The sequence below is a fragment of the Paraburkholderia sp. BR13439 genome, from assembly GCF_040948805.1.
In the GTDB taxonomy this organism is placed as follows: Bacteria; Pseudomonadota; Gammaproteobacteria; order Burkholderiales; family Burkholderiaceae; genus Paraburkholderia; species Paraburkholderia youngii.
Map to the genome: position 1 here is coordinate 1 of NZ_JBFPKN010000228.1, position 252 is coordinate 252.

At 53.6% G+C, this 252-nt stretch carries 1 pseudogene; it reads right to left on the reverse strand.

What is annotated here, in order from left to right:
- Positions 1-137: 137 nt before the first annotated feature.
- A pseudogene (locus AB3X96_RS42980) lies at positions 138-252 on the reverse strand (IS5/IS1182 family transposase); the annotation flags it as partial.

The following is a 252-nucleotide window of genomic DNA, read 5'->3' on the forward strand; positions in this document are numbered from 1 at the left end:
AGAAGATGACATTGGCTCCACCCGAATTGAGGGCATCCGGCATCAAATCGAAATGAACCAACCTCGCGCGACGGCTCGTTGGAACGATGAGCCGCGCATCAGTGAGGTGTATTTCAACAGCCTGCTAAGAGATGGATTCAAAAAGGCTGCTCCGTCCGTCTGAAGATGTTCCAGCAGACGAGGGAGCAACCGAATTTGAGAAGTGCTTCGTGAATGTCGGCCCGACGTTCGAAGCGAATGCGAAGACGACGG